This window comes from Kineococcus sp. GCM10028916 (genome assembly GCF_042674865.1).
GTDB lineage: Bacteria > Actinomycetota > Actinomycetes > Actinomycetales > Kineococcaceae > Kineococcus.
This window is the reverse complement of record NZ_JBHTFM010000016.1, coordinates 504554-531388: the sequence shown is the minus strand read 5'-3', so window position 1 is coordinate 531388 and position 26835 is coordinate 504554. Positions and strand designations below refer to the sequence as shown.

The following is a 26835-nucleotide window of genomic DNA, read 5'->3' as shown; positions in this document are numbered from 1 at the left end:
CTCAGCCCAGCACCCGCACCGGGCGGCCCGCCCGCCACGCCGTGACGTCCTCGACGGCGTCGAGGTACATCCGGCGGTAGGAGGCTTGCGTCACGTACCCCGTGTGCGGGGTCAGGACGGTGTTCGGGGCCTCGCGCAGCGGGTGGCTGAGGGGCAGGGGTTCGACGTCGTACACGTCGAGCCCCGCCCCGGCGATCGTCCCCGCGTGCAGGGCCGCCACGAGCGCGTCGGTGTCCACGACCGGGCCCCGCGAGGTGTTCACCAGGAACGCCGTCGGCTTCATCGCGGACAGTTCCGCTGCACCCAGCAGACCGCGGGTGCGTTCGGAGAGCCGGGTGTGGACCGAGACGACGTCGCTGCGGCGCAGCAGGTCCGCCTTCGAGACGGGTTCCACGCCGAGCTCCCGGGCCTGGGACGGGTCGAGGTGCTCCGACCACGCGAGGACCTCCATGTCGAAGGCCTGCGCGATCCGCGCGACCCGGCGGCCGAGGTTCCCCAGCCCGATCGTGCCGAAGGTCAGTCCGGCCAGGTCCAGCCCCACGCCCAGTTGCCAGTGCCCCGCCCGGAGGCCCGCGTCCTCGGCCGGGACCCGCCGGGCCAGGGCCAGCACGAGGGCCCACGTGAGTTCGGCCGTCGGCGTCGCGGTCGTCGGTGTGCCGGCCATCCCCGTCCCGCAGACCAGGACCCCGTGGCCCGCGGCCGCGGGCAGGTCGATCGCGGCGTTGGCCATCCCCGTCGTCACCAGCAGGCGGAGGTCGGGCAGACCGGCGAACTCCGCCGCCCCGAACGGTGTCCGCTCGCGCATGGCGACGACGACCTCCACGCCGGCCAGGCGTGCGCGCAGGGCGTCTCCCGCGAGGTGCTCGTGGACGAAGTCCACCTCGCCCAGACCCGAGAAGTCGGCGAACCCCGCGGCCACCCGCTGGTAGTCGTCGAGGACCACCACGCGCCGGCTCACCCGCGCCCCAGCCCGTCGATCGCGGTGACCTCGTCGTCGGTGAGGGCGAAGCCGTCGACGTCGAGGTTGGTGGCCTGCCGACCGGGATCACCCGACTTGGGGATCACGACCACCCCGTGCTGCACGTGCCAGCGCACGACGACCTGCTCGGCGCTCACGCCGTGCGCCCGCGCGACGCCGGTGAGGACCGGGTCCTGCAGGCTGGTCGCCTTGAACGGGGAGTACCCCTCCAGGACGATCCCGCGGTCGAGGTGACCCTGCAGCAGGTCCGCGTCGAAGAGCCGCGGACCCCACTTCACCTGGTTCACGGCCGGGGTCACCCCGGTGGCCGCCGTCAGCTCGTCGATCTGGGCGAGGGAGTGGTTGCTGACGCCGATGGCGCGGACCTGCCCGCGCTGCTGCGCCGCGACGAACCGTTCCCAGACGTCGGGACGGGCCCGGCCCTCCGGCGGCCAGTGGATGAGCCACAGGTCCAGGACGTCGCGGCCCAGCAGTTCGAGGCTGCGGGCGAGGAACTCGTCCTCCCGGCCGGCGTGGTCCTGGCGCAGCTTGGTGGTGACGACCACGTCGTCACCGTCGTCGTGGCCCGCGATCGCCCGGCCGACCTCGGCCTCGTTCTCGTACATCGTCGCGGTGTCCAGCAGGCGGTACCCGAGGTCGAGGGCGCTGCGCAGCGACCGCTCACCCGCGGCACCGCGCAGGCCGTAGGTGCCGAGCCCCACGAGGGGCAGGTCGAGCGTGCCGTCGAGGGTCCGGACGGGAGTGCTGGGAGTGCTCACGCGGGGACGCTACGACCCGCGGGAGCCTCCCGCACCCGCTCAGTCCTTCAGGCCCGCGTTCATGTCGGCGTTCATGACGTAGCGCTGGAACACCAGGTAGATGACGACGAGCGGCACGATCGAGATGACCGAGGCGCCGAGCAGGACCGACCAGTTGACGTTCTGCGCCCCGACGATGCTCTGGATGCCGATCTGGAGCGTGAACTTGCTCGGGTCGTTGAGGACGATGAGCGGCCAGATGTAGTCGTTCCACCGCCACTGGAAGGAGAAGATCGCCAGGGTGATCATGATGGGGCGGGCGATCGGCAGCATGACGCGGACGAAGGTCGTCAGCTCGTTCGAGCCGTCGATGCGGGCCGCTTCGAGCAGTTCGTTCGGCACCGTGGAGAAGAACTGCCGGAACATGAAGCAGCCGGTGGCGGTGATGATCGAGGGGACGACGATGCCGGCGAGGTGGTTGTAGAGGCCCAGGTCGCGGATCACGAGGAACGAGGGCGACAGGATGACCTCGGTCGGCAGCATCGTCGTGGCGAGGATGCACATGAAGAACGCCTTGAGCCACCAGTTCTGGTACTTGGCCAGGGCGTATCCCGTCATGGCGCTCGCCAGCACCGTCAGGACGGTGGTGCTGACCGCCACGATGAGGGTGTTGGTGAAGTAGCCGGCGAAGTTGAAGCTCGTCCAGGCCTGCTCGTAGCCGGCGAACGTGGGGTTCTTCGGCAGCAGCGTCAGCGGGTAGGAGAAGAGGTCCCCCGCCGGCTTGAACGAGGACAGGACGAACCACAGCACCGGGAAGCCGTAGAGCACGGCGAGCAGCCACAGCAGGACGGTGGCCCCGACGGTGCGGCCCGGCGAGCCGCCCTCACGGATCCGGGTGCTGCGGCGCAGAGCCGGTGCTTTGGGGCGCGGCAGCGAGGAGAGAGCCATCTCACGCCTCCCGGCGTCGGTTGACGAGGACCTGGAGCAGGGCGATGCCCATGAGGACGGCCATGAGGACGAACGAGGCGGCGCTGGCGTAGCCGATCTGGCCCTGCTGGAAGCCCGTCCGGAAGATGTACTGGACGACGAGGTTGTTCTCCGTGCCCGGTCCACCGCCGTTCAGGGACTGCAGCAGCGCGTACTCCTTCATGGCCCCGAGGCTGCCGAGCAGGATGACGATGAACGACGTCGGGGCGATGCTGGGCAGCGTGATGTAGCGGAACCGCTGCCAGGACGTGGCCCCGTCGATCGAGGCGGCCTCGTAGTAGGAGGTCGGGACGTTGCGCAGCGCCGCGACGAACAGCAGCATGTTGAAGGCCGTCCCGCCCCAGGCGCCGGCGATGGCGACGATGACCAGCGACAGGTTCGCGTTGGACTGCCACGGGACGGCCGAGCCGCCGAGGGAGGTGATGAGGAAGTTCACCAGCCCGAAGTTCTCGCCGAAGATCCACCGCCAGATGACGCCGGCGACGATGGGGGAGATGAGCCACGGGATGAAGAACAGGACCCGCGCCACGGTCTTGCCCTTGGCGTGCGGGCTCGTCAGCAGCGTCGCCATGGTCAGCGACAGCACGTAGTTCAGCGGCACCGACATGACGGCGAACAGGACCGTCCGGCCGAACGCCGAGTAGAACCCGGCGTCGCCGAGCAGCTTCTCGTAGTTGGCCAGGCCCACCCAGGGGGCCGAGCCGACCCCGGTGTAGCTGGTGAACGAGTAGTACAGCCCCGTCACCGCCGGCCAGACGAAGAACAGGAGGAACAGGACCACGTTGACGCCGACGAACAGCAGCGGCGCCAGGCGGTAGCGCGCCGCGCGTCGGCGGTTGGCGGAGGCTCGCGGAGCCTGCACGAGGGCAGCGGGGTCGGTCCCGACGGCGGCGGGGACCGGGCCCGGTGAGGTGGGGGTCATCGAACCTCCTGGGGAGCGCGAGCGGACGTCAGGCGATCTGCTCGTTCAGCAGCTTCACGATGTTGGCCACGGTCTCCGCCACGGTCTGCTGACCGTTGATGGCCTTGCCCACCTCGTCCTTGGTGGGGTCGGTCGTGATGGCCTTGCCCGCGAGGGTCAGCTTCTCACCCGCGTCGCTGCCGGACGTGGAGATCGGGTCGGCGAGCTCGATCTCCTTCTGGTAGAGCGCGTAGCCGTCGAGGGCGGCCTGGTTCGTCCCCGGGTAGGCCACCTCGAGGTCGTTCTCCACCGGCAGCCAGCCGTTCTTCGCCGCGACCTTGGTGTAGTTGGCCGGGTCGTAGAGGAACTCGACGAACTGCATCGCCGCGTCCTTGGTGTCGCCGTTGTCGAACGCCACGACCTTGCCGCCGGAGTTGATGTCGGTGGCCTGGGTCGGCTGCGCCGGGGTCGGGACGGCCGCCCACTCGAACTGGGTGATGCTCTCGGCGAAGTCGGCGATCTGCCAGACGCCGGAGAAGTAGGCGACGACCTGGCCGCTCTTGAACAGGGCGTTCGGGTCGCCCCCGGAGGTCCACACGGACTTCGGCATGACGACGTCGTCGTTGAGGTCGACGAACTTCTGCAGCGCCGCGGTGGTGTCGTCGTCGACGGAGTACTCGGTGCCCTTCTCGTTGAGCTGGAAGCCCTTGGCCCCGTGCTCGTAGAGGAAGGCCCGGATGCGCGCGGGCGAGGCGTCGTAGACGAGGTCGTACTGGGCGCCGGCCGCGGTGCGGACCTGCGTCGCGGCGGCGAGGAACTCGTCCCACGTCCAGGTGCTCGCGGGGTCGGTCGGGTAGGCCACCCCGGCCTTCTGGAAGAGCGTGGTGTTGATGAAGAGCCCGGCCGCGGTGATGTCGGAGGGGATCGTCAGGATCTTGCCGTCGTCGGTCTTCTGGTAGAGCTTCTCGTCGATCTTGTTCGTGGCGCTCGTCGCGACGGCGGTGAGGTCCTGCAGCTTGTTCGTCCAGATCGGGTCCAGGGACGGCGCGCTCGCGACGTCGGGAAGGGAGTCGGCCTGCGCGGCCTGGCGCAGCTTCGTCTGGTACCCGTCGTAGGGGACGTTGACGATCTCGACCGTGATGCCCTTGGCCGCCTTGAAGGCGTCGGCCAGGTCGTAGTACCCCGCGGCCTGGGCCTCGCTGGCCGAGAGCCAGAAGGTGATCTTCTTGGCGTCACCGCCACCGGTACCGGAATCGTCCGAACCGCAGGCGGTCAGGGCGGTTCCCGTGGCCGCTGCGGCCAGGGAGCCGAGGAGGATGGATCGACGACTGGTGGTGAACTCGCGCATGGTTGGACGTCCTCGTCTCCGGTCACGAACCGTCTCCTCCGCCGGCGGTGGAGGCCGGTCAGGGCTGACCGGGGGAGGTGGACGGCACTGCCCTGAGCAGCAGCGGCAGTTCCGGCAAGTTAGGCGGAAAGCCCTTACCTCGTCAAGTGCCGAGAGCCGCTGGAGTCGGGATGACTTCACGTCAGAACATGTGCACACTGACGTCCGTCGGACCGCTGCCCCCGCGTGCGTCGGGACGACCCCCCACCCCAGCGCCCGGAGGACTGATCGCGTGCACCCCGACCCCGCTCCCGAACTCCTCGACCGCGGGTTCACCGACCTGCTGGTCGCCGACCTCGACCGCAGGGTCGCACAACTGCTCGCCGGCCGGGCGGGAACGCTCAGCCCGCTCGCCCACCGCGAGACGACCGCCCGGCTGAAGTCCCTCGTGGCGGCCTGGTCCCACCCGGGTTCCGAGCACCACCACGACGACCGGCTGCTCCCGCCGGCCGACGGGCTGCTGGGGCAACTGGCCGCGGCGCAGACCCCCAGCGGCCTCTTCGACAGCTCCAACCTCGCCTCCCCGCCGGACACCGCGTTCACGGTCAACGACCTCTGCCTCACCGCCGAGCTCGCCGGCCGGGAGGAGGCGCTCACCGGGATCGCGGACGGGCTGCGCGAGATCGGGCGCCGCACGCTGCCGCCCCTGCTCACGGGCGGCGTCCACACCCCCAACCACCGGTGGGAGCTCGCGAGCGCCCTGGCCCGCCTCGACGCACTGCTCGGGCACGAGCCCGCCGTCCGCGCGCGGGTGGAGGAGTGGCTGGCCGAGGGCGTGGACCAGCAGTCCGACGGGATGTACTCCGAACGGAGCCCGCTCTACGCCGGTGCCGTCACCAACCCCTCGCTCCTGGTCCTCGCCGACCTGCTGGACCGCCCCGACCTGCTCGACCCGGTGCGGCGCAACCTCGAGGCGTTCCTGCCCCTGCTCGACGAGGACGGGCTGCTGGAGAGCGTCCACTCCCGGCGTCAGGACCAGCACGAGGTCGGCCACCCCGGTACCGCGTTCGTGCTGCCCTACCGGCGCTTCGCCCTCGAGGAGGACCGCCCCGACTTCGCCGCCGCGGCCCGCTCGCTGCAGCGCCACGGCCTGGACGGTCGCCACGGCCTGCCCGAGGTGATGGCCCACCCGCGGCTGGGGCTCGCGCTGCCCGCAGGACCCGAGGAGTGGCGCTGGAGCGGCGCTGCGCTGCTGCCGGACTCCGGCCTGGCGGTCGAGGCGAGCGGCCGCACCCGCACCGTCGTCTTCGGCGGCAGCGACCAGCCCGCGGTGCAGAGCGTCCGGTCGGGAACGGCCAACACCGCCACCTTCCTGCGCTTCCGGCACGGGTCGGCCGTCGTGCAGTCGCTGCGCCTCTCCAGCGACTTCTTCGGGCTCGGGCCGTTCCGCAGCGAGACGCTGGAACCCCGCGACGGCGGCGGGTACGTGCTGCGTCAGCGGTTGCGGGCCGGCTACTACCAGCCGCTGGCGGCGGCCGACCACGATCCCCTGGGCGCGTACCCCCTGGGGGACGAGGGCCGCTTCCACGCCGCGATGGCCTTCGAGCGGCGTGCCGTCGACGCCGTCGAGCTGGACACCGAGGTCGAGGTCCTGCCCGGCCCGGACGGGGTCGAGGTGGTCGTGCGTACCGCCGGGGCCGCGACGTCCTTCGCGCTAGAACTGTCCCTGCGCCCGGGGGGCACCCTGGAGGGTGCCGAGCAGGTGTCGGCGGACACCTACCGGCTCACCGGTGAGCGCTGCCGCTGGTCCGTGGGGAGCGACGTCCTGGAGATCGGCCCGGGCGGCGGGGACGGTCCCGCCCAGCCGGCCCGCTACTCCGGCGGGGAGCAGTACGAGTACCTGCGGGGCGGTCACGACGCGGAGGGGGTGCGCCTCTACGTCACCGGCCGGACCCCGGGGACGGTGCGGCTCTCGCTGCGGGTGCGCTCGGAGGGACTCGAACCCCCAACCAACCGGGTAGAAACCGGTCGCTCTATCCGTTGAGCTACGAGCGCGGGTGCCGCCGTCGTGGCCGGCGCGCCCACCCTAGCGAGTGGGCGCGGGCCACAGGGTACGTCCGAGGGCACCCGTGCGTCAGACGGGTGCCAGCACGGCGCGGACCTCGTCGGGGGTGAGCTCCGTCGCCGGGGCGAAGGCGTCCCCGGCGACGTGGGACAGCAGCGAACGCCGGAAGGCCGTGGCCGCGGGGGAGTCGTCGAGGGTGAGCGTGCACACGACGAGCCGGCCCGTCCCCACCCGGGCCTCCAGCAGGACCCCGAGGCGCCGGGCGGAGAACCAGGTGTCGATGGGCTGCACCAGCGGGCGCAGACTCGCGGGCAGCCCGTCCAGCACGAGGGCCTTGGCGCCGTGCAGCAGGTCCCACCACTGCCAGTCGGTGTGTCCTTGCGAGGGGAAGCCCGCGAAGAGCGGGTGTCCCGGGTCGTGGGTGATCCCCAGCGTGTGCGGAGCCTGGTCCCGCGTCCACGCGGTGTTCCAGAACACGGGGGTGAAACCCAGTTCGACCTCCGTGCGGACCCGGGCCGGGTCCGGGGTCAGCAGCACCGTCGCTCCCGCGGCGGTGAGGCGCAGCGCCTCCTCGACGTCGGCGGTCCGGGTCACCTCCGGCTCCGGGGCGGGCGCGGGGGCGTAGACCCACAGCGACCAGTCGTTCTCGTGGACGGTCCCACCGCTCGCCCGGACGCGGACCACCAGCCGCACCTGGCGGGTGCGTTCGCTCCACCCCGGCTCGAGCGTCACCGTGCCCAGCCGCGCGTCGTTGCCGTGGGGGACCTCTCCCCGGCTCAGCACCCCACCGGCCAGCACCGGACCGTCGGTGTCCTCCACCCGCCAGGAGACCTCCGCGTCCAGGACGCCCGGCCCGAAGTGGGCCACCTGGACGTCGAAGGAGAACGCCTCGTCGGTGCGCAGGGTCCGCCGGGGCAGGCGGGCCAGCGGCACGACGGGACCGCAGAACCGGGCGAACTCCGCGGCGGTGGCGTAGGGCTTCTCGTCCCAGAACGCGTCCAGGACCCCGACCGGGGCCGTGCCCTGCCCCGGGAAGTCGTTGAGCCCCAGCAGGTGGAAACCCGCGAAACCCGGAGTCCGCAGCGCCGTCTCGACCTCCTCCTTGTAGCAGAGCAGCTGCAGGCGACCCGACGCGTGCAGGAACTCCTCGGCCTGGTCGGCCATCCCGCTCCGGCGCAGGAAGTCGGCGAAGATCCCGGAGTTCCTCGGCTGCATGAGTCCCGTGTACTTCGAGGCCTCCTGGAAGTCCGGGTACGCGCACCACTGCCCGACCTCGTGGCTGACGACCGGTCGCGCTCCCGCGGTCACGAAGGCGGAGTGGTCCGACTCCGTCTCCGGCGGGGTGGCGTTGAGCCGGGAACCGAGTCCCTCCTCCCACCGGTGCAGACGGGGGTCGGGCACGTTGTCGAAGTCGTTCTCCGGGATCGCCGGCCACCCGGCGGCACTCGTCCAGAGCCGGCGGGGATCGAGACGCCGGAAGTGCGCCACCCAGGCGCCGAGGAACTCCACGTCGCGCCCGGCCGGTTCGTTGCCGTGCGCCATGGCCACGAACGAGGGGTGGTTCCCGTAGGCCTCGAGGATGCGTTCGGTCTCCTCGTGGAGGAAGCGGTCGACGGGGCGCCCCTCGCCGAGCGCGGCGCCCTGGTTCGCCCAGACCGGGCCCTCGACCTGCAGGAGGACGCCCTCGAGGTCGGCGGCGGTGAAGGCCGCCTCCGGGGGGCACCAGGAGTGGAAGCGGACCAGGTTCAGGCCGTGCGCGCGAACGGTGCGCAGGACCCGGCGCCAGGGTTCCACCGCGGTGGGCGGGTACCCCGTCAGCGGCCACACCGCGGACTCCAGGGTGCCGCGCAGGAACGTCGGCCGGTCGTTGACGGTGACCTGCGTCCCCCGCACCCCCACCTCGCGCAGGCCGAAGGTGGTGCGCCGCGTGTGGTGGTCCCGCCGGTCGCGCACCGTCGCGAGCAGTTCCACGGTCACCTCGTAGAGGGCCGGGTGGAACTCGTCCCAGGTCTGCGCGTCCGCGCCGAGGGGCAGGTCGACGTCGAGGTGGCCACCGCTGCCGGTCATCCCGCGTTCGCCGAGGTCGCGGGGGTGGTCGGTGAGTTCCTGGTCCCCGTCGGAGTCGTAGCTCGCGGTCACGGGCGGCGGGACGTGCTCCCCGGGGACGTTGAACCGCCGTGCGGAGACGATCACCGTCCCGTGGCCGACGCCGAGCGGTCCGCCGGCCAGGTCGACCCGGACGCGGGCGCTGCGGCGCGCGACGTCGGGGACGACGGTGACGCGCCGGATCGTCACGGATGGGACCGCCTCGAGGCGGAGTTCCCCGACGACCCCGTTCCAGTTCCCCTGGGTGTGGTCGCTGACGCTGTGGGCGTTCGGGCCGACGTCGACGACGGTGCGGTTGTCGATCCGCAGGGTCAGCACGTGCCGACCGGGTTGCAGCTCGCCGAGGTCGTGGCGGTGCGGGGTCGAGAGGCTGCGCTGCGGACCCGTCCGGCGGTCGTCGAGCCAGACGACGGACTCCCAGTGCACCCGCTCCAGGTGGAGGACGACCCGCCGCCCGGCCCAGTCCGGGGGGACGTCGACGGTGCGCTGGAACCACACCGCCCCGCGGTAGTACGTGTGCGGTTGCAACCAGAAGGGGACCGAGACGTTCCCGTCCTCGCGGTAGGGCGCGTACCTCTCGTCCTCGTAGAAGGACCGGTCGACGACGAGACCCGTCCAGGGGGTCTCGAGGGTGACGGGATCGCCGAACCCCTGCTCCTGGACGGAGCCCGGCAACGTGAGGTCCCGGGTCGCGACGGCGTCCAGGACCGCGGGGCGGTACCAGCGTTCGTGCTCACCGACCCCGTCCGGGTCGAGGGCCGTGCGCCAGGGGCCGCTCAGGTCGAGGACGTGGTGATCGGGTACGTCGTCGGGCATCGTGGGTCCTCCGATCGGTGGTGGGTCGTCAGCTCTTGACCGCACCGGCGGTCAGCCCCTCGAGCAGTTGCCTGCGCAGCAGCACGAACACGACGAGGCTGGGGATCGCGGCCAGGACCGAGGCCGCGATGACCATGTCGATCTGGTGGCTCTGCGCGCCGTAGAGGGCCTGGATGCCCAGCGGGAGGGTGAACCGGTCGGGGTCGGAGACGATGACCAGGGGCCAGATGAAGCTGTTGTAGCTGTTCAGGAAGTTCCACACCGCCAGCGCACCGAGCGCCGGGCGCATCAGCGGCAGGACCATCTGCAGGAAGGTGCGGAACTCCGAGCAGCCGTCGAGGCGCGCGGACTCGAGGATCTCGTCCGGGACGCTCTGCTCGATGAACTGGCGCATCATGAAGATGCCGAAGGCCGGGGCGACCCACGGGACGATCAGGGTGACGAGGGGTTCGGTGACACCGCTCTTGACCAGCACGATGAACAGCGGGACGACGATCACCGCGAACGGCACGGCCAGCGAGCTGAACATGACGTCGAAGAGGATCCGCTTGCCGCGGAACTCGTACTTGGCGAAGCCGAACCCCGCCAGGGCGCAGACGAAGACGGCCACGACCGTGGACAGCACCGCGACCAGCGTCGAGGTCGCGAACCAGGACCAGAACGGCTGGGTCGAGAGCAGGTTGCGGTAGTTCTCCAGGGTGGCGGGGGAGGGCAGCAACGACGGCGGGTAGCCGAAGATGTCACCCCGGGCCTTGAACGAGGCCGACAGCGCCCACAGCAGCGGGAACACGAAGACGGCCACGAGGACGACGAGGACGACGTAGAGCGCGACCCGGCCGGGGGTGAGCGGTCGGCGGGTCCGCTGCGGGCGGGGCGACGGCGCGCGGAGCGCCGGGTCCTGCTGGACGGTGGTGCTCACCGGGTACCTCCCACTCCGAAGACTCGGTTGGCCGTGCGGCCCAGCGCGAACACCAGGACGAACATGACGACGCCCGCGGCCGCGGCGTAGCCCATCTGCTGGCGTTCGAACGCGGCGCGGAAGATGAACTGGGCGACCGAGAGCGTCGACTCGCCCGGACCGCCCTGGGTCAGCAGGTACGGCTCCTCGAAGATCTGGGCGCTGCTCACCAGGGTCGTGACCGCGACGAACGCGGTGACCGGTCGCAGCACGGGCAGGGTGACGGCGAAGAACGTCCGGACCGGTCCGGAACCGTCGAGGGCCGCCGCTTCGTAGAGTTCGCGGGGGACGTTCTGCAGACCGGCGAGGAAGAAGATGGTCATGTAGCCCGTCCACTTCCAGACGACGAGCAGGACGACGCTGAGCTTCGCCCACGACGGGTCGCCGAGCCAGTCGATGCCGCCCCAGCCGAAGACGCCGCGGAAGAAGGCGTTGAACAGGCCGAACTCCCGGTCGTAGAACAGGGTGAAGACCAGGGCGATGACGATGGGCGAGAGCACGACCGGGGTGAAGTAGGACAGCCGGAACAGGTCGCGTCCGCGCAGTCCGCGGGCGTTGAGCGCCTGGGCGATGAGCAGGGCCAGCGGGAGGACGACCAGCATGCTGACGGCGACGTAGATCGCGGTGTTCCCGACGGCGGTCCAGAAGCTGGTGTCGGTGAACAGCCAGCGGTAGTTCTGCAGCCCGACGAAGGTCGGACTGCCGATGCCGGCCCAGTCGGTGAGGCTGAGGTAGGCCCCGACCCCGATCGGGACGATCATGAAGAGGCCGTAGAGGACGAAGAACGGGGAGATGAAGACGTAGGGGGCCCGGCTGGGGGTCGCGCCCGTGGTGGTGGGGGTGACGGTCGTGGTGCGCGGGGCGGTCGTGGTGGTCATTCCCGGGCCTGCTTCCGGTAGTTCTCGACGGAGTCCGCGATGGCCTGCGAGGCGGTGGTGCGCCCGCGGATCGCGGCCTGGACGGGCCCGGCGAGCGCGGACTGGAGGATCGCGTAGTTCGGGCTCTGGTAGAACGCGGGGAGGTCGGTGGCGGCCTCGCCGAGGACCTCGAACACGCGCTGACCCCCGAGGTAGTCGTCCTCGATGGCGAGCAGTTCGGGGTCGGAGTAGAGGGACCGGAAGGTCGGCAGGTAGCCGGCCGCCTTGTAGCGCAGCAGTTGTCCCTCACGAGTGAGGTAGGTGGCGGTGAGGAGTTCCTTCGCCGCCTCGGTGTTGACCTTGTCCTTGGTGACGGCGAACCCGGTGCCGCCGGAACTGGAGGCGATGTGCCCGCCGCCGGCGAAGCGGGGGGCGACGCGCATGCGCCACAACCCCTTCTGGTCCGGGACGTTGGCCTGCAGGCCGTAGGCGTTGTACCAGTTCGGCATGAACGTCCCGATCAGCTGCCCCTGCTTCAACGCCGCCGCCAACGGGGCGCCGTAGGCGTCGGGGAGGTTGATGAGCGCCCCGCTGGCGACGCCGCGGGCCATCCAGTCGACCGTCTCCACGGCCTCGGGGGAATCCAGGACGAGCTTCCCGTCCTCGTCGAAGAACCCGCCCCCGCGTTGCAGCAGCCACTGCAGCAGGGAGTTCGCGGTGTCGCCCGGGGTGCCGGTCCCGACCATGGCCAGCGACTGCCCGGTCCTGCGGTGCAGCGCCGCGCCGACCTCGAGGAGGTCCTCCCAGGTGTCGACATCGGTCGGGAGACCGTTCTTCGCGAACTCGTCCTCGCGGTACCAGTAGATGCTCAGGCAGGTGTCGGACTCGATCGCGTAGACACCCCCGTCGACGGAGTAGGGCTGTCGGCGCAGCAGGTCGTCGCCGTACTGCTCGAGGTCGTCGGTCCAGTCCACGAGGATGTCGCCGGCGACGCCGCTGCGCATGACGCGGTTGAACTGACCGACCTCGATGCCCGTGAGGTCCGGGGTGCCCTTGCCGACGATCGCCTGGTTGACGAACCGGGTCATGACGTCGCCGGCGGCGCTCTGGGTGACCTGGACGTCGTAGCGGAACGGGGACGTCGTCGAGAGTTCCGCGGCGGACTCGGTGAACGTCTTCACGTACCCGGGGTCGTGGGTCCACATCTGCAGGTCCACGGCGCCGGACGAGGCCGCGGGGCCATAGGCCGCGTCCGCGCAGCCGGCGAGGGAACCCGTCGCGGCGAGTCCGGCACCGGCCAGGAAGGTCCGGCGGGAGGGGGTGGGCTGGGGCCATCGGGTCTGCATCGCGTCCTCGTCGACTCGGGGGTGGGTGTCACGGGGGACCACGCCGTGGGTCCGACGTCGTCGTCCGCCCACGCCGTGACGCTACGTCGCGCGGAGTTCCCGCAACCATGGGTGATCCGACTCAGACCATGGACGAAACCCCGGTGGCCACGACCACCCGCGCGATCCGCACGACCTCGACGGAACGGACGTGGACACCGTCCGGCACGTCGCGCACGGACGGGTCCACGAACACCCCCGTCGCCACGCGCCACGGCAGGAGTTTCAGGTCGAGGCCGTCGCGGCTCACCGCGTCCCGCCACGGGGTCAGGTCGAGTTCCCACACCCGGCCGTGCCAGAAGTGGTCGCTGACCACGACCCCGTCGACCACGGCCCGGCCGACGTCACCGGTCCAGTCCACGCGCAGCAGCACCCGGTCGGTCCCGGTGAGGAGTTCCGGCGGGACGTCCACGTGGACCCGGGCCGCGCCGGAGAAGTCGGTGGGGGCGCTGAGCCGGTCCGCCGGCCCGCCGCGACGGGGCGCGGGCGGGGCCGGGGCGATCGGGTGCAGGTCGCGCAGCAGGGTCACCGTGCCGCTGCCGGCCACCGCCACCGTCCGCGTGGACCACGGGTCCTCCGCCCGGCCCGTCAGGACCGAGAGCGTGATCGCGTCCCGGTCGGTGTGCAGGACGAGCCCACCCTCGCCCGCGTAGAGCGGGGCGTCGCTGAGGACGAGGCGCCGCGCGCCGTCCAGGTCGAGGGCGTAGAGGCGGTTCGCGGTGGCCTCGTCGAGCACCACCACCCGCACCCCGGGGAGTTCGACGACGCACGAGGGACCGGGCTCCCGGGTGAGCGCGACGACGGTCGCGCCATCCCGCAACTGCGCGCGGGCGGTCCCGGACACCGCCGGCCGCCCCTCGAGGACGAGTTCGACGGGAACCCCGTCGGTGGCGACGAGGACCACGAACTCCTGCTCGGCCACGGTGGTCCGGGTGAGGACCTGCGCGGTGGCGCTGCGCAGGACGAGCCCGTCGGTGAGGGGGTAGCGGACCGGCCACGCCACCGACACCCCGGCGGGCAGGTCGACCGGGCGGCTGGGCAGGGTCACCGCGCCGTCGTCGAACTCCACGGTGAACCGGACCCCGGGCTGCGCCGCGAGGGGTCGGCGCGCCGGTTGGTAGGTGGTGACGAACACGTACCCGCGCCGGCCGTCGGAACGCACCGCCCAGCGCAGTTCCGCGGGGTCGTCGCTGCCGCCGCCGACGACGGTGGGCATCGTGGCCAGGGCCGGACCGTCCTCGGCGAGCCACAGGTGCTGGCGGCGCAGCAGGTGGTGGTGCCGGCGGACCTGCCCGTGCTCACCGATCGGGGCGGCGAAGTCGTAGCTGCGGGTGGGGACGTCGTTGGGGTACCCGGTGGCGTGGGACTCCTGCTGGGTCCCCTCCACCCCGGTCCGCTGGGTGCCCCCGGCGTAGACGTAGTACCCCTGCCAGACCGAGCCGCTGCCGATCTTCGCCAGGGCCAGTGCGGCGACGTCCTCGGGGGTGACGAGCGGTCGCCGGTGGTACGCGACGTGCATGCCGCCGCCGAGTTCGCAGGTGGCGAAGGGGAACGCGGTGTCGTCCGTGCGCGCCACCGCCGCGGAGGTGACCCCGTCCAGGGCGGCCCGCACGTCGGCCCCGACGCTGAGGTCGTCGCGGTCCTCGGTGTAGCGGAAGTGCAGGCGGCCGTAGGCCGGCCAGTCGGTGCCGGCCTCCTCCCAGAACCCGTCGGCGTAGGCGCCGTAGACCGGGAGCAGCGTGTCCGGGACCTGCGCCCCGCCCCAGCCGGTCGCGGTCCAGACCGGCACCCGGAGCCCGAGCTCCTCGGCGGTCTCGCGCAACCGGGCCAGGTGCTCCGGCTGGTCGTAGAGCTCGTTGTCGATCTGGACGGCCACGACCGGGCCCCCGGACGCGTGGGTCAGGTCGGCGACCTGGGCGGTGGTCTCGGCGTAGAAGCGGCGGGCGAGCTCGAGGTAGGCCGGGTCGTTCGTCCGGGTCGCCAGGTCACGGGCCACCAGCCAGTCCGGGAACCCGCCGTGCCGGGACTCGCCGTGGGCCCACGGGCCCAGCCGCAGCACGACGTCCAGGCCGTTCCCGGCCGCGGTCACCACGAAGGCGCGCAGGTCGAGGTCGCCGTCCCAGCGGAAGTCCCCGGGGGCGGGTTCGTGGGCGTTCCAGAACACGTAGGTGGCCACCGAGGTCAGCCCGCCGGCCCGGGCGTGGCCCAGGACCTCGGACCAGCGTTCCCGCGGCACGCGGGAGAAGTGGACCTCGCCCGTCACGGGGAACCACGGCCTGCCGCCCCGTTCGAGCCGGCCGCTGGTGACCTCGATGCGGTCCGGGGTGCCGGCGGGTTCCCCCAGCGGGAGGTGCTCCCGGCGGACGTCCGCGGGCCTCCCGGCGCGCAGGGTGCGGGTGGGGTGCGCGACGTCGGCGTCCATGACGGCTCAGGCTAGGTGCGCGCCCCGGTGGGGAACCATGGGTGATCCCGCGCCGGGGATGGACGAAACGCTCACGCGGTCCGGGCGCGGAACGCCGTCGGCGACTGGCCGTGGGTCCGGCTGAACTGGCGGGAGAAGTACAACCCGTCGTCGTAGCCGCAGGCGGTCGCGACCTCCGCCACGCTCAGCGACGTGCCGTCGAGCAGTTCGCGGGCGCGCGCCATCCGCAGGTCGCTCTGGTAGCGCAGCGGGGAGGTCCCGACGTGCTGGCGGAACAGGGTTCCCAGCTGCGAGGGACTGAGCCCGACCATCGCCGCGAGGGCGTCGACGGGGGTCCGGCGCGGCGTGGTCGCCCGCAGGTGCTCGACGGCCCGTTCCACCGGGCTCAGCGCGGGGCCGCGGGGCCGGCGCCCGGTGGCGATCACCTGCGTGAGCGCGTGGAACGCGGCCCCCGAGGCCTGGACGAGCCCCCCGGCCGTCCCGGTGTCGAGGGCGTCCAGCACTCCCGACACCAGGCTCGTCAGCGCACCGGGGTCGCGCAGGTGCGAGACCGGACCGCCCGCCGCGGAGGCCGCCGCGGTCAGCAGGTCGTCGGCGTCGGGGCCCGTGACGTGCATCCACCACAACGTCCACGGGTCCTCGCGGTCGGCCCCGTACTCGTGGGCGACCCCGGCGCGCAGCAGGACGGCGTCGCCGCGGTGCACGGGGTGGGAACCCTGCGGGGTGCGGCACCAGCCCGCACCGTCGGTGCAGAAGAGCACGACGTGCTGACGGGCACCCTGCGGGCGGCTGCGGCCGTGGTCGGCGGCGCGGGGGAAGAACCCGGCGTCGGTGACCAGCAGCCGGTCCGTCACGGGGCGGGTCGTCGCCTCCCGCACGACGGGCCGGGGGAGGACGAACATCCGCTGCCCGGCGAAACCGTCGCGCACCGGAACCACTTCGTCCATCCGGCCATGCAACGCGGTTCCCCGGCCGGGGTCAAGCGAGCCGCCGTCCGGTGGTTCGTCCATGCCCACCGTCGATCGGGCCATGGCGCCGGCGTCGTGGCCCGGCCTAGCGTGCTCGACCGTGGAGCAGAGAGCAGTCCCGGCCATCACCCTGCCCGAGGTCCCCGACGAGCTGCAGCCGGAACTGGCGGCGGGCTCGGCCGTGGCGTGGAACGCGCCCCTGACCATCCGGACCTACGAGGCGGGTGGACCCAGCCCGTTCCCGATGTACCTCGACCGCCGCGTCTACCAGGGCTCCAGCGGCACGGTGTACCCGCTGCCGTTCGTGGAGCACGTCGCCGACGAGGGCGTGGACCGGGAGTGGCAGGCGGTCCACCTGGAGAACCGCTACGTGCGGCTGGTGGTGCTGCCCGAACTCGGCGGCCGGATCCACGTCGGCCACGACAAGGTCACCGGGTACGACTTCTTCTACCGCAACGACGTGGTCAAACCCGCGCTCGTCGGGCTCGGTGGGCCGTGGATCAGCGGCGGGGTCGAGTTCAACTGGCCGCAGCACCACCGGCCCGGCACCTACCTCCCGGTCGAGACGACGATCGAGCACGACGAGGACGGGACCGTCACCGTCTGGTGCGGTGACCACGACCCGTTCCACCGCATGGCCGCCCAGCACGGGGTGCGGTTGCGCCGGGACAGCTCCGTCGTGGAACTCGCGGTGCGGTTGCACAACCGGACCAGCGAACGGCAGTCGTTCCTGTGGTGGGCCAACGTCGCGGCCCGCGTGCACGAGGAGTTCCAGTCGTTCTTCCCCGAAGACGTCCGCCACGTCGCCGACCACGCCCGGCGGGCGGTCACCGCGTTCCCGCGGGCCGATCGCCCCTACTACGGGGTCGACTACCCGCAGCGGGCCCGCGAGGAACCCGGCGCCGACCGGATCGACTTCTACCGCAACATCCCCGTCCCCACCTCGTACATGGTCATCGACTCCCAGGGCGACTTCTTCGGCGGGTACGACCACGCCGCCGGGGCGGGTTTCGTGCACTGGGCCGAGCGGCGGATCTCCCCCGGGAAGAAGCAGTGGACCTGGGGCGACGCACCGTTCGGGCACGCCTGGGACGCGCAGCTGAGCGACGACGGCGGTCCCTACGTGGAACTCATGGCCGGGGTCTACACCGACAACCAACCCGACTTCAGCTGGTTGCTGCCGGGGGAGACGAAGACGTTCGTGCAGCACTGGTACCCCGTCCCGGCCGTCGGCGTCGTGCACCAGGCCACGCCCGACGCCGCGGTGCACGTCGAGCGGGGTTCCGCGGTGGTGGCGCGCTGCGCGGTCACCTCGCCCCGGCCCGCCGCCGAACTCCGGATCCTGCGGGACGGCGAGGTCGTCGCCGCGCGGACGGCGGACCTGGTGCCGGGGGTTCCCGCGGAGCTGACCTGGGCAGGGTCCGGCGGGGGGCTCGGGGTGGAACTCCTCGACGCGGCCGGTCGCGTCCTCGTGCGCTGGGCTCCGGTCCAGGGGGGCGAGGTCGAGGCGGACGCCGGCGAACCCGAGGTCGCGGAGGAACCTCCCGCTCCCGAGGCGACGGGGTCGGTGGAGGAGTTGTTCCTCACCGGCCTGCACCTCAGCCAGTACCGCCACCCGACGCGGTCGCCGGTGCCGTACTGGCGCGAGGCGTTGCGTCGCGATCCCGGCGACGTCCGGACGAACCTCGCCCTGGCCGACCGGGCCTACCGCGCCGGGTCCTACGAGACGGCGCGGCGGGGGGTGGAGACGGCGTTGCGCCGCCTCACCCGCCGCAACGCCAACCCCCTCGACGCCGAGGCGTACTACCTGCACGGTCTGGTGCTGGCCCGGCTCGGCCGGGTCGAGGACGCCGAACGGGCGTTCGGGAAGGCCGGCTGGGACGGCACCTGGGCCGCGGCGGCGGGTCTGGAACTCGCCCGGTCGCTGGCGCGCCGGGGTCGTGACCGCGCCGCGCTGCGCGTCCTGGACACCCTGGACGGCGTGGTCGGTCACGACACCCGGCGGATCGCGGTGCGGGTGCTGCTCTGGCGTCGGAGCGGGAACCACCGGGGTGCGGCCGAGGTGCTGCGGGCCGCGCTCGCGGTGGACCCGCTGGACGCGACGCTGCGCTTCCTGGACCAGCGCGAGCTCGCCGACGACGCGGGTCTGCTCCTGGACGTCGCGCTCGACCTGCGCGCGGCCGGCGAGCGCGGGCAGGCCCTGCGGTTGCTCGAGCGCGTCGCCGCGGTCCCCGCCGGTGCCGCCGGGAACTTCCGGCCCGTCGCGGAGTACACGGCCGCGGTCGTCCACGAGGAACTCGGCTCCCCGGTGCAGGCGGCGGCGGCCCGCGAGCGGGCCCGGCGCAGCGACCCGACCCTGGCCTTCCCCGCCGGCCTCGACGCGCACGACGTCCTGCTCGCCGCCCTCGACGCCGATCCCGCGGACACCACCGCGGGGTTCCTGCTGGGGAACCTGCTCTACGCCCACGGTCGTCGGGTCGAGGCGACGGAACTCTGGGAGACGTGCGTCGCCCGGGGGATGCGTCACCCCGTCCTGCTGCGCAACGCGGGCCTCGCCGCCCACAACGTCTCCCACGACGACGAGCGCGCCTGGGCGCGCTACGCAGCGGCGGTCGAGGTCTCCGGTGCGGACGCGCGGCTGCGCTACGAGCAGGACCAGCTGGCCGTCCGGCTCGGCCACGACCCCGCGCAGCGCTTCGCGCGCCTGCGACCGGTCGAGGACCTCGTCCTGACCCGCGACGACCTGACGGTGGACTACGTCGCCCTGCTGCTCGACCAGGGGTTCGCGGCGCGGGCCCGCGAGATCCTCTCCACCCGCCCGTTCCACCCCTGGGAGGGCGGCGAGGGCCGGGTCGTCGCCGCCTGGGACGCGACCGCCGCCGCGCTCGGCGTGGACCCCGGGGACCCCCCGACCTCGCTCGGCGAGGCCCGCCCCCTCCACCCGGCCCCGGCGGCCGTGGGCGCCGACGGCGCCACCGACTACTTCGCCACCAGCCTCCCGGACCTCCTGCTCTTCGCGCGGGAGGACGGGGACGGGTGGTGAGCGTCCCGGGACGGGCGTTCCACCTGGTGGCCGCCGGGTACGAGGCCCACGTGGTGAGCGTCGGGGCGACGCTGCGCCGGCTGACGTCCCGGGGTCGCGACCTCGTCCTGCCCTTCGAGGCGGCCCAGGTGCGGCCGGCGATGTCGGGCGCGCTGCTGGCGCCCTGGCCCAACCGGGTCGGCGACGGTCGCTACGTCTTCGGGGGTGCGACGCACCAGCTCGACGTGAACGAGGTCGACCTGGGCAACGCCACGCACGGCCTCGTCGCGTGGTCGGACTTCGAGGGCGCCCGGACCGCGCCGGACCACGTGCGGCTCACCACGACGATCGAGCCCCGGCCGGGCTACCCCTGGCGCATCGACCTGTCGGTCGACCTCACCCTCGGGGAGTCCGGGCTGCGCCAGGAGGTCACGGCCGTCAACCGCAGCGGCTCTCCCGCGCCCTTCGGGGTGGGCGGACACCCGTACCTGCTGGCGGGGCCGCCGGGGGAGCGGGCGCTGGACGCCTGGTTCCTCGAGGTCCCCGCCGAGCGTGTGCTCACGACCGACGAGCGCCGGCTGCCGGTGGGGGACATCGCCGTCGCCGGCGCGCTCGACTTCCGAGCGCGGCGGCCCGTGGGTGACGTCGTCCTCGACCGGTCCTTCACGGGGCTGCGGGCGGGGCCCGACGGCCGCGTGCGGGTCCGGGTCACCGACGCCGGGGGCCGGGGCGCCGAGCTCGTCCTCGATCACCGCTGCCCCTGGGTCCACGTCTACTCCGCCGACCTCTCCACGGGAGCAGCCCACCGCGCCGCGCTCGCCGTCGAACCCCTGACCTGCCCGCCGGACGCGTTCCGTTCCGGCCGCGACCTCATCGGCCTGGCCCCGGGGGCCTCGACCACGGCGGGCTGGACGATCCGGGCCGTGGGTGGCGGCGGGGACGTGGCGAGCGACTAGCCTGGGGCCCGTGGCGGAATTCATCTACGTGATGTCCAAGGCTCGCAAGGCGCACGGGGACAAGGTCATCCTCGACGACGTCTCGATGTCGTTCTTCCCCGGCGCGAAGATCGGGGTCGTCGGCCCCAACGGTGCGGGCAAGTCGAGCGTGCTGAAGATCATGGCGGGGCTCGACCAGCCCTCCAACGGCGAGGCCCGCCTCTCGCCGGGCTACAGCGTCGGCATCCTCATGCAGGAGCCGGCCCTCGACGAGACCAAGACCGTGCTGCAGAACGTCCAGGACGGTCTCGGCGAGCTCAAGGTCAAGATGGACCGCTACAACGAGATCACCGGTCTCTTCGAGGACCCCGACGCCGACTTCGACGCCCTCATGTCGGAGATGGGCCAGCTGCAGGAGGAGCTCGACCACGCCAACGCGTGGGACATGGACTCCCAGCTCGAGCAGGCCATGGACGCGCTGCGCTGCCCGCCCGGCGACTCCGACGTCTCGGTCCTCTCCGGGGGGGAGAAGCGTCGCGTCGCCCTGTGCAAGCTGCTGCTCGAGCAGCCCGACCTGCTGCTGCTCGACGAACCGACCAACCACCTCGACGCCGAGTCGGTGACCTGGCTGGAGCAGCACCTCGCGAAGTACCCCGGTGCCGTGCTGGCCGTGACCCACGACCGCTACTTCCTGGACAACGTCGCGCAGTGGATCCTCGAGCTCGACCGCGGCCGCGCCTACCCCTACGAGGGCAACTACTCCACCTACCTGGAGAAGAAGCAGTCCCGCATGGAGGTCCAGGGCAAGAAGGACCTCAAGCTGGCCAAGCGCCTCAAGGACGAGCTCGAGTGGGTCCGCTCCAACGCCAAGGGCCGCCAGACCAAGTCCAAGGCGCGCCTGAACCGCTACGAGGAGATGGCCGCCGAGGCCGAGCGCACGCGCAAGCTCGACTTCGAGGAGATCCAGATCCCCGCCGGTCCCCGGCTGGGTCAGGTCGTCATCGAGGCGAAGGACCTCAAGAAGTCCTTCGGTGACCGCACCCTCATCGAGGGTCTGTCCTTCTCGTTGCCGCGCAACGGCATCGTCGGCGTCATCGGGCCCAACGGCGTCGGGAAGACGACGTTGTTCAAGACCATCGTCGGCCTCGAGGACCTCGACTCCGGCGACCTCAAGATCGGCGAGACGGTCAAGCTGTCCTACGTCGACCAGTCCCGCGGTGGCCTGGACGCGTCGAAGTCGCTGTGGGAGACCGTTTCCGACGGCCTGGACTACATCCAGGTCGGCAACCAGGAGATGCCCTCGCGGGCCTACGTCTCGGCGTTCGGCTTCAAGGGCCCGGACCAGCAGAAGCCGGCCGGCGTCCTCTCCGGCGGGGAGCGCAACCGCCTCAACCTGGCGCTGACGCTCAAGGAGGGCGGCAACGTCCTGCTCCTCGACGAACCCACCAACGACCTCGACGTCGAGACCCTGGGGTCGCTCGAGAACGCCCTGCTGGAGTTCCCCGGGTGCGCCGTCGTCGTGAGCCACGACCGCTGGTTCCTCGACCGGGTGACGACCCACATCCTGGCCTACGAGGGCACCGAGGAGAACCCGGGGAACTGGTACTGGTTCGAGGGGAACTTCGCCGGCTACGAGGAGAACAAGGTCTCCCGCCTCGGGCCGGACGCCGCGCGCCCGCACCGCGTGACGTACCGCAAGCTCACCCGCGACTGACGGGAACCTCCACCGGCGAGGGGGGTGCGGCGGCGACGACCCGGTCCCGCCCACCCTCCTTGGCCGCGTAGAGCGCGGTGTCGGCGCGGGCGAACAGCTCCGCCGGGCTCTCCAGCCCGTCCCAGCGCGCCACCCCGGCCGAGAACGTCTGCCCCGCCGGGGTGAGCCCGCGCAGGCCGTCGACGAGGGCGAGCGCCGCGTCGGGGTCGTGACCCAGCAGCAGCAGCACGAACTCCTCCCCGCCCCAGCGGCCCAGCATCGCCGCCCGGCCGGGGCCGACGGCGGCGTGCGCGGTCTCCAGACCGGTCCGCCACCCGGCCGCGGCCGCGACGAGCAGGCTGTCGCCGGCCTGGTGGCCGAAGGTGTCGTTGAAGGACTTGAAGCGGTCCAGGTCGAGGATCGCCACGTGCAGCGTCGAACCCTCCCCGCGGGCGCGGGTCTGCAGGCGCTCCAGCTCCGCGTCGCTGGTGCGACGGTTCGGCAGCCCGGTCAGGGCGTCGGTGCGGGCCAGGGCGGCGAGGCGGGCGGTCTGCCCCTCCAGGTGGCGCAGCAGCCCCGACATGCGCAGCACGACGAGCAGGAACAGCACCACCGAGGACAGCGCCACCGCCCACGCCTCCAGCTCCAGGCCCAGCGCGAGCTGGAGCATCAGCATCCCCGGGGAGACGAGGCTGGCCAGGGTCAGGGCGGTGAGGCGACCGCGGGTGAAGCGGGTGTCCCCCTCCCCGTCCACGACGTCGGTGAGGCGGCGCATCGAGGGGTGCAGGGCGGCCGCGGAGAAGGCGACGTAGCCCAGCAGCCAGGGCAGGGTGATCAGCCCGTGGGCGTCCGCGCCGGTCATCGTCGTGTACTGGTAGGCGCAGTCGGCCACCAGCAGCAGCGCGTTGGCGCCGACCAGCCAGCGGAACGCGACCGTGCGCGCGCCCCCCGTCGTGAGCAGACGCACCAGCAGGGCCAGCAGCAGCACGTCACCCAGCGGGTAGGCCGCGGCCAGCACCTGGGCGACGCGGGACCCCTCCGCGGCCGCCAGCCCCGGACGCATCAGCAGGACCCAGCTGACCAGGACGAAGCCGACGGTGAAGATCGCCGAGTCGATGAGGCCCTCGCGGTCGCGGCCGCCGCCGCGGGCCCGCACGAAGCGCCAGAACCCGGCGGCGATGAGGACGTAGCTGGTGAGGTACAGGACGTCGGCGGGCGAGGGGAACGGCGAGACGTGCAGGACCCAGGTGTAGGCGGCCCACAGCAGGTCGGCGCAGGCCCACACCCCGATGCCGGCCGTGACCAGCCACCAGCCGCCGGCGGCCCGCGGGGCGTGGCGCCGCACCCCCGCGGCCATCACCGCCACGCACCCGAAGCTGACGACCGTGTACAGGGCGTCGTGGCCGATCCCGGCGGGCAGCAGCACGCACAGGACGGAGAGCAGGGTGGCGACGATCAGGTGCACCCGGAACAACGTGTCGGGACGGCGGGGGGTCACGGTGGTGGATCGGCGCCGCGGCCGGTGCCGCTGAGGTGGGGCCACCCGTTCGGCCCTCTCCTGCGGGCCCCCGGACGCGCGCGTCAGCCCGCCGGCAGGTACCGCCGCGTCGCCGTCCCGTTGAGGTCGTGGTCGCCGATGGCGCGGCGGCGGTGGATCGCGGGGTTGTGGGTCGCGATCGTGCGGGCGTTGCGCCAGTGCCGGTCCAGCCCGAGGTCCACGTCGACGGCGGAGGCACCACCCACCTCGAACAGGTTCGCCGTCGCGTCGACGACCAGCGGCAGGACGACCTGCTGGGCGCGGTAGACCTCCAGCTGGGCCTGCAGCAGGACGTCGTGGTCCCCGTCGGCGAGGTGCCTGCTCAACGCGGCGTCCAGGGTGCGGGCCGCGCCGAGGACGATCGCCCGGGCCGCCGACGCCGCGCTGGAGAGCGCACCGACCTCGGCCTGCACCAGGTGGTGCTCACGGGGCAGCGCCTCCCCGGCGTAGCCGAAGATCCGCCGCCGGCCCCGGACGTAGTCGACGGTGTCGTCCAGGGCGGCGAAGCCGATCCCCGCGACCACCGCCAGCAGCACCAGCTGGAAGAACCCGAGCATGTACGTCTGCGCGTCGTCGTCGGGGTCGATCCGCCGCACGTGCCCGGGGTCGATCACGACGTCGGTGAACGTCGTCGTGCCGCTGCCGGTGAGGCGCTGCCCGAAACCCTTCCAGTCGTCGACGACCTCGACCCCGCTCGCGCCGGTCGGGACGAAGACCTGGACGCTGTCGCCCTCGAAGGCGGCGGAGGTGTCGATCCAGTCCGCGTAGATCGACCCCGTCGTGTAGAACTTCCGGCCCCGCAGCCGCAGACCCTCCGGCGTGCGTTCCAGGACGGTGGACAGGTCCGAGGTCGTCGAGGCCTCCGAGACGGCGTTGCCGACGAGGTCACCGTCCAGCACCCGCTTCCACCAGCCCTCGCGCGCCCCCGGGTCGGCCTCGAAGTACTGCTTCTCGACGAACGCGAGATGGCCGCGGAAGACGTGGGCGACGTTGCAGTCGGCCCGGGCCAACCGGATCAACCGGTCGAAGAGGACCTCCAACGAGGCCCCCTCGCCGCCGACCGACGCGGGGACGTGCGCGTTCGGGAACCCCGCCGCCGCGAGCTCGCGGACGAGTTCGCGGGGCAGTTCGCGGTCACGTTCGCGCTGGGCCGCCCCCGCGCGGACGCGGGTCAGCAGTTCCTCGAAGGTCTCCTCGCTCAGCACGCCGACACGGTGCCACACCGCCACCGGCCCCGGCCCGAGCGCCCGACGTCAGCCCGCGGACGGGACCCGCACCATGCCCTCCTGGGCGACCGTCGCGACCAGCCGGCGCTCGCGGTCGTACATCCGACCCGTCGAGAGACCCCGCGCGCCGGAGGCGTTCGGGCTCTCGACCGCGTACAGGAGCCACTCGTCGGCGCGGGCGGGGCGGTGCCACCACATCGCGTGGTCGAGGCTCGCCACGCTCGTCCCCGGGCTCGACCAGGCCAGCCCGTGCCGGCGCAGCACCGGTTCCAGCACGCTGAGGTCGCTGGCGTAGGCCAGCGCGCCCCGGTGCAGCAGGTCCTCGCCCGGCAGGGGCGCGTCGAGGCGGAACCACACCGACTGGTGCGCCCGGCGCTGCGGGTCGGCGCTCCCGTACAGCGCCGGTTCGACGTGGCGGATCTCGACGTGGCGGCCGCGGCCGATCTGGCGGGCGCGCGGGTCGTCGACCGCGTCCAGGATCTCGTAGTCGCTGCGCAGGTCCTCGGGCTCGGGGACGTCGGGGGCGGGTTCGAAGTGCTCCAGCCCCTCCGAGGCGGTCTGGAAGGAGGTGATCCCGGAGAGGATCGGCACCCCGTTCTGGGTGGCCTGGACCCGGCGGGCCGAGAAGGACCGCCCGTCGCGCAGGCGCTCCACCGAGAACGCGACCGCGACGTCCGGGTCGCCGGGACGCAGGAAGTAGGCGTGCAGCGAGTGCAGCCGCCGGTCCGCACCGACGGTGCGGCCGGCCGCGACGGCCACCTGCCCCAGCACCTGCCCGCCGAACAACCGGGCGCGCCAGTGCGGGAGGTTCGGGCCGGTGAACACGTCCAGTGCGTCGTCGGCCGGCTGGACGTCGAGCACGGGCAGCAGGGGACTGGTGGTCACCCGGGCACGCTACCGGGAGCGGGGGTAGCGTCGGCGCGTGCTCGCCGCCCGCGCCGTCCGCGCCCTCGAACCGGGGTCAGACGACCCGTTGTCCGCGCTGGAGGTGGCCGACGCCCCGGCCGCCGAGGCCCCACCGGGCTGGGTACGCGTCACCGTGGCGGCGGCCGCCCTCAACCGGCACGACCTGTGGAGCCTGCGCGGGGTCGGGTTGCCGCCCGAGCGACTGCCGATGGTCCTGGGCTGCGACGCCGCGGGGACGCTCGACGACGGTTCCGAGGTCATCGTGCACGCGGTCGTCTCCGACGAGGACCACGCGACGTACAGGGGTGACGAGACCCTCGACCCGCGGCGGACGCTGCTCTCCGAACTCCACCCCGGCACCCTCGCCGAGCACGTCTGGGTCCCGCGCCGCAACGTGCTGCCGCAACCCGCCGGGTGGAGCGTCGAACGGGCCGCGTCGCTGGGGGTGGCGTGGCTCACGGCCTACCGGATGCTGTTCACCCAGGCGCGGGCCGTCCCCGGCCAGACGGTGCTGGTCCAGGGGGCCGCCGGCGGGGTCTCCAACGCGCTCATCACCCTGGGATCCGCTGCGGGACTCCGGGTCTGGGTGACCGGGCGCACCCCGGAACGGCTCGAGAAGGCCCGTTCCTGGGGGGCGGCGGCGACGTTCGCGAGCGGGGAGCGGTTGCCCGGCCGGGTCGACGCGGTGTTCGAGACGGTCGGCAGGGCGACCTGGAAGCACTCCGTCCAGGCGCTGAAGCCCGGTGGCTGCGTCGTCGTGTCCGGCGCCACCACCGGCGGTGACGCCCCGGCGATGCTGGAGAACGTGTTCTTCAAGCAGCTGCGGGTCCTGGGTTCCACGATGGGCACCCGTGACGAGTTCGAGCGCCTGCTGCAGTTCTGCGTCACCGCCGGTCTGGAACCCGAGATCGACTCCGTCCACGCCCTCGCCGACGCCCGGGACGCGTTCGCGCGCCTGGACTCCGGCGAGGCCGTGGGGAAGGTCCTGGTCCGACCCTGACCTGACGA

Annotated in this window: 19 protein-coding genes and 1 tRNA gene; 4 read left to right on the top strand and 16 right to left on the bottom strand. The window is 72.7% G+C overall.

Annotated features, from left to right (window positions below; all coding sequences use genetic code 11):
* Position 1: 1 nt before the first annotated feature.
* The 13 genes from ACFQ46_RS16220 to ACFQ46_RS16160 form a co-directional block, all read right to left on the bottom strand.
* Positions 2 to 958 carry a D-2-hydroxyacid dehydrogenase family protein gene (locus ACFQ46_RS16220; RefSeq protein ID WP_380260397.1) on the bottom strand — a complete coding sequence of 319 codons (957 nt, stop codon included), beginning with the start codon at positions 956 to 958 and terminating at the stop codon, positions 2 to 4.
* On the bottom strand, positions 955 to 1737 hold the full coding sequence (locus tag ACFQ46_RS16215) for an aldo/keto reductase (protein WP_380260396.1): 783 nt from the start codon (positions 1735 to 1737) through the stop codon (positions 955 to 957). The genes ACFQ46_RS16220 and ACFQ46_RS16215 overlap by 4 nt, the downstream gene beginning before the upstream one ends.
* Before the next feature lie 39 nt (positions 1738 to 1776).
* Complete coding sequence (locus tag ACFQ46_RS16210) at positions 1777 to 2664, bottom strand: carbohydrate ABC transporter permease (RefSeq protein WP_380260395.1); 888 nt, start codon at positions 2662 to 2664, stop codon at positions 1777 to 1779.
* Between the two features lies 1 nt (position 2665).
* Positions 2666 to 3625: a carbohydrate ABC transporter permease gene (locus ACFQ46_RS16205; RefSeq protein WP_380260394.1), complete on the bottom strand. Its 960-nt coding sequence runs from the start codon at positions 3623 to 3625 to the stop codon at positions 2666 to 2668.
* A 28-nt stretch (positions 3626 to 3653) separates the two neighbouring features.
* Positions 3654 to 4952, bottom strand: coding sequence for an extracellular solute-binding protein (locus ACFQ46_RS16200; RefSeq protein WP_380260393.1), 1299 nt, complete (start codon positions 4950 to 4952; stop codon positions 3654 to 3656).
* Positions 4953 to 5133: 181 nt separating this feature from the next.
* Entirely contained in the window at positions 5134 to 6078 is a 945-nt protein-coding gene (locus ACFQ46_RS16195; protein ID WP_380260392.1) for a hypothetical protein, read from the bottom strand.
* 835 nt (positions 6079 to 6913) lie between these two features.
* A tRNA-Arg gene (locus tag ACFQ46_RS16190) sits at positions 6914 to 6986 on the bottom strand.
* A 79-nt stretch (positions 6987 to 7065) separates the two neighbouring features.
* Entirely contained in the window at positions 7066 to 9918 is a 2853-nt protein-coding gene (locus ACFQ46_RS16185; RefSeq protein ID WP_380260391.1) for a sugar-binding domain-containing protein, read from the bottom strand.
* A 28-nt stretch (positions 9919 to 9946) separates the two neighbouring features.
* A complete protein-coding gene (locus ACFQ46_RS16180) occupies positions 9947 to 10837 on the bottom strand; it encodes a carbohydrate ABC transporter permease (RefSeq protein ID WP_380260390.1) in 891 nt (296 codons plus the stop codon).
* Positions 10834 to 11754: a carbohydrate ABC transporter permease gene (locus ACFQ46_RS16175; protein ID WP_380260389.1), complete on the bottom strand. Its 921-nt coding sequence runs from the start codon at positions 11752 to 11754 to the stop codon at positions 10834 to 10836. The genes ACFQ46_RS16180 and ACFQ46_RS16175 overlap by 4 nt, the downstream gene beginning before the upstream one ends.
* Positions 11751 to 13079 (bottom strand): ABC transporter substrate-binding protein, encoded by a 1329-nt coding sequence (locus ACFQ46_RS16170; protein WP_380260388.1) that lies wholly within the window; start codon positions 13077 to 13079, stop codon positions 11751 to 11753. The genes ACFQ46_RS16175 and ACFQ46_RS16170 overlap by 4 nt, the downstream gene beginning before the upstream one ends.
* Before the next feature lie 121 nt (positions 13080 to 13200).
* Positions 13201 to 15540 carry a beta-galactosidase gene (locus ACFQ46_RS16165; protein WP_380260387.1) on the bottom strand — a complete coding sequence of 780 codons (2340 nt, stop codon included), beginning with the start codon at positions 15538 to 15540 and terminating at the stop codon, positions 13201 to 13203.
* A 71-nt stretch (positions 15541 to 15611) separates the two neighbouring features.
* Positions 15612 to 16487: a helix-turn-helix domain-containing protein gene (locus ACFQ46_RS16160; protein ID WP_380260386.1), complete on the bottom strand. Its 876-nt coding sequence runs from the start codon at positions 16485 to 16487 to the stop codon at positions 15612 to 15614.
* Between the two features lie 121 nt (positions 16488 to 16608).
* On the opposite strand from ACFQ46_RS16160, the gene ACFQ46_RS16155 reads away from it, so the two are divergent.
* From ACFQ46_RS16155 to ettA, 3 genes are read left to right on the top strand one after another with little or no spacing between them, the layout of a single operon-like run.
* Positions 16609 to 19551 (top strand): DUF5107 domain-containing protein, encoded by a 2943-nt coding sequence (locus ACFQ46_RS16155; protein ID WP_380260385.1) that lies wholly within the window; start codon positions 16609 to 16611, stop codon positions 19549 to 19551.
* On the top strand, positions 19548 to 20486 hold the full coding sequence (locus ACFQ46_RS16150) for an aldose 1-epimerase family protein (protein WP_380260384.1): 939 nt from the start codon (positions 19548 to 19550) through the stop codon (positions 20484 to 20486). The genes ACFQ46_RS16155 and ACFQ46_RS16150 overlap by 4 nt, the downstream gene beginning before the upstream one ends.
* A 10-nt stretch (positions 20487 to 20496) precedes the next feature.
* Positions 20497 to 22179: an energy-dependent translational throttle protein EttA gene (ettA, locus tag ACFQ46_RS16145; RefSeq protein ID WP_328295314.1), complete on the top strand. Its 1683-nt coding sequence runs from the start codon at positions 20497 to 20499 to the stop codon at positions 22177 to 22179.
* Here ettA and ACFQ46_RS16140 read toward each other — a convergent pair.
* The 3 genes from ACFQ46_RS16140 to ACFQ46_RS16130 form a co-directional block, all read right to left on the bottom strand.
* Positions 22166 to 23656 carry a diguanylate cyclase domain-containing protein gene (locus ACFQ46_RS16140; RefSeq protein ID WP_380260383.1) on the bottom strand — a complete coding sequence of 497 codons (1491 nt, stop codon included), beginning with the start codon at positions 23654 to 23656 and terminating at the stop codon, positions 22166 to 22168. The genes ettA and ACFQ46_RS16140 overlap by 14 nt on opposite strands.
* Before the next feature lie 83 nt (positions 23657 to 23739).
* Entirely contained in the window at positions 23740 to 24900 is a 1161-nt protein-coding gene (locus ACFQ46_RS16135; RefSeq protein ID WP_380260382.1) for an acyl-CoA dehydrogenase family protein, read from the bottom strand.
* 48 nt (positions 24901 to 24948) lie between these two features.
* A complete protein-coding gene (locus ACFQ46_RS16130) occupies positions 24949 to 25806 on the bottom strand; it encodes an acyl-CoA thioesterase (protein WP_380260381.1) in 858 nt (285 codons plus the stop codon).
* A gap of 37 nt (positions 25807 to 25843) precedes the next feature.
* Between ACFQ46_RS16130 and ACFQ46_RS16125 the strand changes: the two genes are divergently transcribed.
* Positions 25844 to 26827 (top strand): zinc-binding dehydrogenase, encoded by a 984-nt coding sequence (locus tag ACFQ46_RS16125; protein ID WP_380260380.1) that lies wholly within the window; start codon positions 25844 to 25846, stop codon positions 26825 to 26827.
* Positions 26828 to 26835 lie beyond the last annotated feature (8 nt).

What these genes read in the sequence shown, in the direction of transcription:
- ACFQ46_RS16210 (WP_380260395.1), bottom strand. Translation starts at nt 2,664, where the DNA reads ATGGCTCTCTCCTCGCTGCCGCGCCCCAAAGCACCGGCTCTGCGCCGC.
- ACFQ46_RS16205 (WP_380260394.1), bottom strand. Translation starts at nt 3,625, where the DNA reads ATGACCCCCACCTCACCGGGCCCGGTCCCCGCCGCCGTCGGGACCGAC.
- ACFQ46_RS16200 (WP_380260393.1), bottom strand. Translation starts at nt 4,952, where the DNA reads ATGCGCGAGTTCACCACCAGTCGTCGATCCATCCTCCTCGGCTCCCTG.
- ACFQ46_RS16185 (WP_380260391.1), bottom strand. Translation starts at nt 9,918, where the DNA reads ATGCCCGACGACGTACCCGATCACCACGTCCTCGACCTGAGCGGCCCC.
- ACFQ46_RS16175 (WP_380260389.1), bottom strand. Translation starts at nt 11,754, where the DNA reads ATGACCACCACGACCGCCCCGCGCACCACGACCGTCACCCCCACCACC.
- ACFQ46_RS16170 (WP_380260388.1), bottom strand. Translation starts at nt 13,079, where the DNA reads ATGCAGACCCGATGGCCCCAGCCCACCCCCTCCCGCCGGACCTTCCTG.
- ACFQ46_RS16165 (WP_380260387.1), bottom strand. Translation starts at nt 15,540, where the DNA reads ATGGACGCCGACGTCGCGCACCCCACCCGCACCCTGCGCGCCGGGAGG.
- ACFQ46_RS16160 (WP_380260386.1), bottom strand. Translation starts at nt 16,487, where the DNA reads ATGGACGAAGTGGTTCCGGTGCGCGACGGTTTCGCCGGGCAGCGGATG.